General features: G+C 70.1%; 9 protein-coding genes. All 9 read left to right on the top strand.

The genetic code is table 11. The annotated features are described in order from the left end of the window. Positions 1-278 precede the first annotated feature (278 nt). The 9 genes from AABN02_RS19960 to AABN02_RS20000 all read left to right on the top strand — a co-directional run bounded on the left by AABN02_RS19960 (position 279) and on the right by AABN02_RS20000 (position 6317). On the top strand, positions 279-833 hold the full coding sequence (locus AABN02_RS19960; RefSeq protein WP_338416666.1) for a hypothetical protein: 555 nt from the start codon (positions 279-281) through the stop codon (positions 831-833). A gap of 121 nt (positions 834-954) precedes the next feature. After that, complete coding sequence (locus tag AABN02_RS19965; protein WP_338416667.1) at positions 955-1386, top strand: ester cyclase; 432 nt, start codon at positions 955-957, stop codon at positions 1384-1386. 52 nt (positions 1387-1438) lie between these two features. Further along, positions 1439-1783 (top strand): hypothetical protein, encoded by a 345-nt coding sequence (locus tag AABN02_RS19970; RefSeq protein ID WP_338416668.1) that lies wholly within the window; start codon positions 1439-1441, stop codon positions 1781-1783. 70 nt (positions 1784-1853) lie between these two features. Next, the gene (locus tag AABN02_RS19975; RefSeq protein ID WP_338416669.1) at positions 1854-2138 is read left to right on the top strand and encodes a hypothetical protein; all 285 of its coding nucleotides are present in this window, start codon (positions 1854-1856) and stop codon (positions 2136-2138) included. Further along, positions 2135-3547 (top strand): TolC family protein, encoded by a 1413-nt coding sequence (locus tag AABN02_RS19980; protein ID WP_338416670.1) that lies wholly within the window; start codon positions 2135-2137, stop codon positions 3545-3547. The genes AABN02_RS19975 and AABN02_RS19980 overlap by 4 nt, the downstream gene beginning before the upstream one ends. Positions 3548-3576: 29 nt before the next feature. Further along, positions 3577-4968 (top strand): copper oxidase, encoded by a 1392-nt coding sequence (locus AABN02_RS19985; RefSeq protein WP_338416671.1) that lies wholly within the window; start codon positions 3577-3579, stop codon positions 4966-4968. Positions 4969-4985: 17 nt separating this feature from the next. Further along, positions 4986-5510: a cupredoxin family protein gene (locus tag AABN02_RS19990; RefSeq protein WP_338416672.1), complete on the top strand. Its 525-nt coding sequence runs from the start codon at positions 4986-4988 to the stop codon at positions 5508-5510. Beyond that, a complete protein-coding gene (locus AABN02_RS19995; RefSeq protein WP_338416673.1) occupies positions 5507-5977 on the top strand; it encodes a DUF411 domain-containing protein in 471 nt (156 codons plus the stop codon). The genes AABN02_RS19990 and AABN02_RS19995 overlap by 4 nt, the downstream gene beginning before the upstream one ends. A gap of 31 nt (positions 5978-6008) precedes the next feature. After that, positions 6009-6317 carry a copper-binding protein gene (locus AABN02_RS20000; RefSeq protein ID WP_338416674.1) on the top strand — a complete coding sequence of 103 codons (309 nt, stop codon included), beginning with the start codon at positions 6009-6011 and terminating at the stop codon, positions 6315-6317. Positions 6318-6491 lie beyond the last annotated feature (174 nt).

Below are 6491 nucleotides of genomic sequence, written 5' to 3' on the forward strand. Positions count from 1 at the left end.
CCGCCGCCAGCGACGCTTGGCCGCTGCAGCAACGTCTTGGGTTCCGATTTGAGAAGTGTCCATGTGTCCACGCATTTGTTCGTGGACACAAGCATCCTCGTCCGGTCCTCAGGATTCAATGTGGGTTGGCCGGACGGATACGCGGGTGGTGAACACACCCGCACTCCAGCACGCCGGCGTTGACGGGCCGTAAACGCTGCGCTTGCGCTGCATTGACACCCCGGGGGCAGGGTGGACTGCACAGGCTGCCGCTTCCAGCGGTGGCCAGGGAGTCCACCATGTCACGCTTGCTGCCCCTGCTCCTGCTGCTGTTGTCCTGGGTAGCGCAAGCCGGCCCGCCACGTCCACCCGATCCCGAACTGCTGGACGACCTGCTGCGCTGGGCCGTCAAGCTCAGCGGCCTGCCCGTCCCGCCATCCCTGCCACCCCTCACCGCGCTGCCCCAGGGCGAACTGGCCCGCCGCGTCTGCCCGGACGAGCCGCGCCACTGCCGCACGCTGATCGCCGTCTACGACACCGACCGCAGCGAGATCCTCTACCGCGACACGCTCGACCTGCGCGACGAGACCGACCAGTCCTTCATCGTCCACGAGCTGATCCACCACCTGCAGCACCGCCGCGACGGCGACGCCCTCTTCGCCGACTGCCCGCGCGTGATGGAGGCCGAAGCCGAGGCTTACGCCGCGCAGAACCGCTATCTGGCGCACTTCAAGCAGTGGCGCCGCGTCGGCGAGATGCTGCGCTTCACGCACTGCCCGACCACCGCGGCCGCGCCGCTGGTCACGCCCGGCGAACCGGCGGCGCTGACCTCACGCTCGCCGCAGGGGCAATGAGGGCCATGCAGCCGAGCAAGGCCCATTAACGCGCCCCAAACGGCACCGGTCCAGACTGCCTTGGCACATCCGCGTCCGTGCGACGTGCGCCGTAGCAACTGGAAGAATCGGAGGTTCCACCATGTCCACCCACGACCCTGTCGCCCTCACCCAAGCGTATTTCGCCGCCTGGTGTCGCCACGATGCCGACGCGATCCTCGCCTGCTTCGCCCCCGGCGGCACCTACCGCGACCCGACCACGCCCGGTGCGATCGGCGGCCCGGAGCTGAAGGGCTACGCCGCGGCGCTGTGGACCGCGTTTCCGGACCTGAACTTCGAGATGGGTCCGGTGGAGCGCCTCGAACACCACCGCACCCACACCACCTGGGTCATGACCGGCCACAACCACGGTTCGCTGCTGGGCCTGCCGCCCACCGGCAAGGCGGTGCGGATCGAAGGCATCGACCTGATCGAGACCGGCCCGGACGGCGTGCGCACCGTCGTCGGCCTGTTCGACTCGGCGACGCTGCTGCGGCAGATGGGCATGACGGTGGACATCCGCCCGCCGGCCTGAGTTGCTGCCCTCCGGATAGCGAAGGGCACCGCGGCAGACCTATACTGACGCGATGTTCCGCCCCGTCCGCCCCACCCTGCACTGGCTGCTCTGGCTGGTGATCGCGCTGCTGCCGCTGCGCGGGTGGGCGATGGCGCAGATGGCGGTGCCGGCCGTCACAACGCACCACGCGACCGAAGCCGCCCCACACTGCCACGACGACGGCACGCAAAAGGCGACACCGACCCACGCCGGTTGCTCGCTGTGCGAGGTCTGCCACGCCAGCCTCGGGCTCCCGGCAGTGGTCGTGCTGCACCTGCACACCCTGCCCCACGCGGCTCCGGCCATCACGCCGATCACCGGCGTGCGCGACGGCCCGCCGTCCGAACTCTTCCGACCTCCCCGCCCCACGGCCTGATCCGATCCGTGGCGCGCCGCCCTGCCGGTGGCGCGCTGTCCCGATCCGTTTCGGCTGCCGAGGTCTGCCCATGTTCCGTCTGTTCCCTGCCGCCGCGCTCGCCCTCGCGTTCGCGGCGCTACCGGCCATCGCCCAGTCCGGCGATCCCGCCGACCCCGCCAATCCCGGTGTTCGCGTGCGTCCGCTCACCCACCGCTCCACCCTCGCCGGCCGTCCCGCGCCGGACACCCCCGAGGTCGCCGACTGGCCCGCCACCAACGAGCGCGTGCGCGCCGTCGGCGGCTGGAAGGCGTATCTGAAGCAGGTGCAGGCGCCCGACGCCGCGCCGCCCGCCGCCTCGGGAGCCGCACGATGAAGCCGCCCCGCTCTCTGGCCCTGGGCGCGCTGGCGGCGGCCACGCTCCTGGCGGGCTGCGCCAGCACCTCGCCGGACACCGCCATCGCACCCGTGCAGCAGCAACTCCAGCGCCACACCGGCGCCACGCTGAACCGCTGGCCCGACGCACAGGCCCCGTCCGCCGAGACCCAGCAGCGCCTGCGCACCCTGCTCGCCGCGCCGCTGACAATGGACGGCGCGGTCGAGGTCGCACTGCTGAACCACCGCGGTTTGCAGGCCTCGCTCGCCGACCTCGGCGTGACGCAGGCCGAGCTGGCGCAGACCACCCGGTTGCCCAATCCTGGCTTCTCCTTCAGCCGCACCACCAGCGGCGAGGAAATCGAGTGGGAACGTGGGCTGCACCTCAACCTCGGCCGCCTGCTGCTGATGCCGCTGACCCGCACGCTGGAGAACCACCGCCTGGCCCAGCAGCAAGCGCAGACGACCCAGCGCGTGGTCACGCAGATCGCCACCGTGCGGCGGGCCTGGGTCGAGGCGGTCGCGGCCGAGGAGAGCCTGCGCTATCTGCACCAGGTCCACGACGCCGCCGCCGCTGGCGCGGAACTGGCGCGGCGCATGGCGCAGGCCGGCAACTTCAACAAGCTGTCGCTGGCCCGCGAGCAGTCGTTCGAAGCCGATGCCGTGCTCAACGTCGCCCGCGGCGAACGTGCCCGCGACGCCGCCCGCGAGCAGTTGAACCGCGCCCTCGGCCTGTGGGGCGACCAGCTCGACTACACGCTGCCCGAGCGCCTGCCGGACCTGCCCGCCACGCCAGCCGAGCAGCCCGACATCGAGCAACGCGCCCTTGCGCAGCGGCTGGACGTGCAGGCCGCCAAGACCGCCACCGCGCAGACCGCCCGCGCCCTCGGCCTGACACGCACGACCCGGTTCCTCAACGTGCTAGACGTCGGTGCCACCCGCTCGGTCACGAACGACGGCCACCGCAGCCGCGCCTGGGAGGTCGGACTGGAGCTGCCGCTGTTCGACTGGGGCGACGCCAAGGTCGCCCGCGCCGAGGCGACCTACACCGCCAGCCTGCACCGCACGGCCGAGATCGCCATCGACGCGCGCTCCGAAGTGCGCGAGGCGTACCGGAACTGGCGCCATGCCTGGGACATCGCCCGCCATGTGCAGACCGCCATCGTGCCGCTGCGCCAGCGCATCCGCGATGAAAACGTGCTGCGCTACAACGGCATGCTGATCGGCGTGTTCGAGCTGCTGGCCGACGCGCGCGCCCAGATCGCCAGCGTCAACACGGCCATCGACGCCCGGCGCGCGTTCTGGCTCGCCGACGCGGATTTACAGATGGCCATGCTCGGCCGGCCGACGCTCGCCGCTGGCGCCACGCCCTCCTCGTCCGCTGGCGCCGATGCCGGCGGCGGGCACTGAACGCACTGCCCCGACTTCAGGAATCCGACATGCTTTCCCGACGCACATTCTTCCAGGCGGGCGCTGCCGTGGCCGCCGCTTCGGTCAGCCGCGTGGCGATGGCCGCCCTGCCCGAACCCGTGATCCAGACCAGCGCGCAGACCGCCCCGCCGCTGATGCCGCCCGACGGCCGCCCTTACCGCCCGGTCGTGACGCTGCACGGCTGGACGCTGCCCTGGCGCATGAACGCGGGCGTCAAGGAGTTCCACCTCGTCGCCGAACCCGTCGTGCGCGAGATGACCCCCGGCTTCAACGCCCACCTGTGGGGCTACAACGGCCAGTCGCCGGGGCCGACCATCGAGGTGGTCGAGGGCGACCGCGTGCGCATCTTCGTCACCAACAAGCTGCCCGAGCACCACGCCGTCCACTGGCACGCCCAGCGCCTGCCGTGCGGCATGGACGGCGTCTCGGGCCTGACGCAGCCGTCGATCCCTCCTGGGAAAACCTTCGTCTACGAATTCGAGGCGCGCCGCCCCGGCACCTTCATGTACCACCCCCACGCCGACGAGATGACGCAGATGGCGATGGGCATGATGGGGATGTGGATCACGCACCCGAAGCTCGACGCCAAGGGCCGGCACCCGCTGATCGAGAACGCCGACCGCGATTTCTGCTTCCTGCTCAACGCCTTCGACATCGAGCCGGGCAGTGCGACGCCCAAGATCATGACCATGCTCGACTTCAACCTCTGGGCCTGGAACAGCCGCATCTTCCCCGGGCTCGATTCGCTGAACGTGCGGCTGAACGACCGGGTGCGCATCCGGGTGGGCAACCTGACGATGACCAACCACCCGATCCACCTGCACGGCCACGAGTTCGAGGTCACGGGCACGGACGGCGGGCCGGTGCCCAAGTCGGCGCGCTGGCCGGAGGTGACCGCCGACATCGCGGTCGGGCAGATGCGCCAGATCGAGTTCATCGCCAATGAAGAAGGCGACTGGGCCTTCCATTGCCACAAGAGCCACCACACGATGAACGCGATGGGCCACAACGTGCCCACGATGATCGGCGTCGATCACAGCGGGCTGGCGAAGAAGATCACCAAGCTCATCCCCGACTACATGGTCATGGGCGAGCGCGGCATGGCCGACATGGGCGAGATGGAGATGCCGCTGCCCGACAACACCGCGCCGATGATGACTGGGCAAGGGCCGTTCGGCGGGGTCGAAATGGGCGGGATGTTCAGCATCGTGAAGGTGCGGCGCGACCAGAAACCAGGCGACTACAGCGACCCCGGCTGGTTCAAACATCCCAAAGGCACCGTCGCCTACGAATGGACCGGCGAGCCGCTGCCCGAACCCGTCAAGGCCGCCCCCGCACAGCCCGCGCCGACGGACACCACCGTCCGCGCCCGCAAGCCGACCGACCACAAGCACCACTGAGTCTCGACGCAATGACCATGACCTCGCACGACAACACCCCTTCCCGCCGCCACTTCATCGCGGCCTGCTGCGCGCTGTGCTGCGGCGGCCTCGCGCTCAGTCCCGCGGCGCAAGCCCACGGCGACAAGGCCCATGCCGCCGCTGGCCCCGTCAAGAAGGAACAGAAACCCTGGGGCATCGCCGGCGACCCGCGCGCCGTGCGCCGCACGGTCACCGTGCGCATGGGCGACGACATGCGCTTCCGCCCCGACCGCATCACCGTGCGGCAGGGCGAGACCGTGCGGCTGGTGATGCACAACGAGGGCAAGCTGATGCACGAGTTCGTCATCGGCACCCCGCCCGACCTCGCCGAACACGCGGCGCTGATGGTCAAGTTCCCCGACATGGAACACGACGAGCCCTACATGGCGCATGTGCCGCCCGGCAAGTCCGGCGCGATCGTGTGGCACTTCAACCGCCCCGGGGACTTCCAGTTCGCGTGCCTGATTGCCGGACATTTCCAGTCCGGCATGGTCGGCGCGCTCAAGGTGGTCGCGAAATGAGCACCCGCCGCACGCTGTTGCGCATGGGATCGGCCCTGGCGCTCACCCCGCTGGCCTGGTCGGCACGGGCCGCATCGCCCCGCACGGCGCCGCTGGTCGAGATCTGGAAAAGCCCGACCTGCGGCTGCTGCCAGGACTGGATCCGCCACCTCGAAGCCAGCGGATTCCGCACCCGCGCCTTCGACACCGGCAACGCCGAAGCGCGTGCGCGCCTGGGCATGCCGGAGCGCCTGGGTTCCTGCCACACGGCGCGGGTCGAGGGCTATGTGCTCGAAGGGCATGTGCCGGCGACCGACATCAAGCGCCTGCTGCGCGAGCGGCCCAAGGCGCTCGGGCTGGCGGTGCCGGCGATGCCGATCGGCTCGCCCGGCATGGACGGGCCGGAATACGGCGGCCGGCGCGATCCGTACGACGTGCTGCTCGTCGCGGCCGATGGCGGCACGCTTGTCTACCAGCACCACCAGTGAACCGTTGATTGCACTGAAGGAGTTCCACCTGATGAACCACATGACCACTGCCCTGACCCGCCGGATCGCCTCGATCGGCCTCGCTGCTGCTGCGCTGATCGGCCTGCCCGCCCACGCCCAGAGCAGCGATGCCGAGGTGATGAAGATCGACAAGCCGCAGCAGAAGATCACGCTCAAGCACGGCGAGATCAAGAACCTCGACATGCCCCCGATGACGATGGTGTTCCGCGTGCAGGACGCCGGGATGCTCGACACCGTGAAGGTGGGCGACAAGGTGAAGTTCGACGCCGACAAGGTCGGCGGTCAGTACACCGTCGTCAAGCTCGCACCGGCGAATTGACATCCTCCCCGCCCTAAAGGACGGGGATTCCGGCGGACGCGACCGCTTGCGCGGCCGAGCCTTCGGCGGGTTCCTGCTTCATCGCGGCTGCGCGTCGTCCCCTCACGGGTCTGGCGCGTCTGACCTCCGCTCCACAGGCTTCGGGCCTTTCGACCCAGACCGCGTGTCCCGCGG

Origin of the sequence: uncultured Sphaerotilus sp., from assembly GCF_963924895.1 — a bacterium.
Taxonomy (GTDB): Bacteria; Pseudomonadota; Gammaproteobacteria; order Burkholderiales; family Burkholderiaceae_C; genus Sphaerotilus.

What these genes read in the sequence shown, in the direction of transcription:
- AABN02_RS19975 (WP_338416669.1), top strand. Translation starts at nt 1,854, where the DNA reads ATGTTCCGTCTGTTCCCTGCCGCCGCGCTCGCCCTCGCGTTCGCGGCG.
- AABN02_RS19960 (WP_338416666.1), top strand. Translation starts at nt 279, where the DNA reads ATGTCACGCTTGCTGCCCCTGCTCCTGCTGCTGTTGTCCTGGGTAGCG.
- AABN02_RS19970 (WP_338416668.1), top strand. Translation starts at nt 1,439, where the DNA reads ATGTTCCGCCCCGTCCGCCCCACCCTGCACTGGCTGCTCTGGCTGGTG.
- AABN02_RS19965 (WP_338416667.1), top strand. Translation starts at nt 955, where the DNA reads ATGTCCACCCACGACCCTGTCGCCCTCACCCAAGCGTATTTCGCCGCC.
- AABN02_RS19995 (WP_338416673.1), top strand. Translation starts at nt 5,507, where the DNA reads ATGAGCACCCGCCGCACGCTGTTGCGCATGGGATCGGCCCTGGCGCTC.
- AABN02_RS19985 (WP_338416671.1), top strand. Translation starts at nt 3,577, where the DNA reads ATGCTTTCCCGACGCACATTCTTCCAGGCGGGCGCTGCCGTGGCCGCC.
- AABN02_RS19980 (WP_338416670.1), top strand. Translation starts at nt 2,135, where the DNA reads ATGAAGCCGCCCCGCTCTCTGGCCCTGGGCGCGCTGGCGGCGGCCACG.
- AABN02_RS20000 (WP_338416674.1), top strand. Translation starts at nt 6,009, where the DNA reads ATGAACCACATGACCACTGCCCTGACCCGCCGGATCGCCTCGATCGGC.
- AABN02_RS19990 (WP_338416672.1), top strand. Translation starts at nt 4,986, where the DNA reads ATGACCTCGCACGACAACACCCCTTCCCGCCGCCACTTCATCGCGGCC.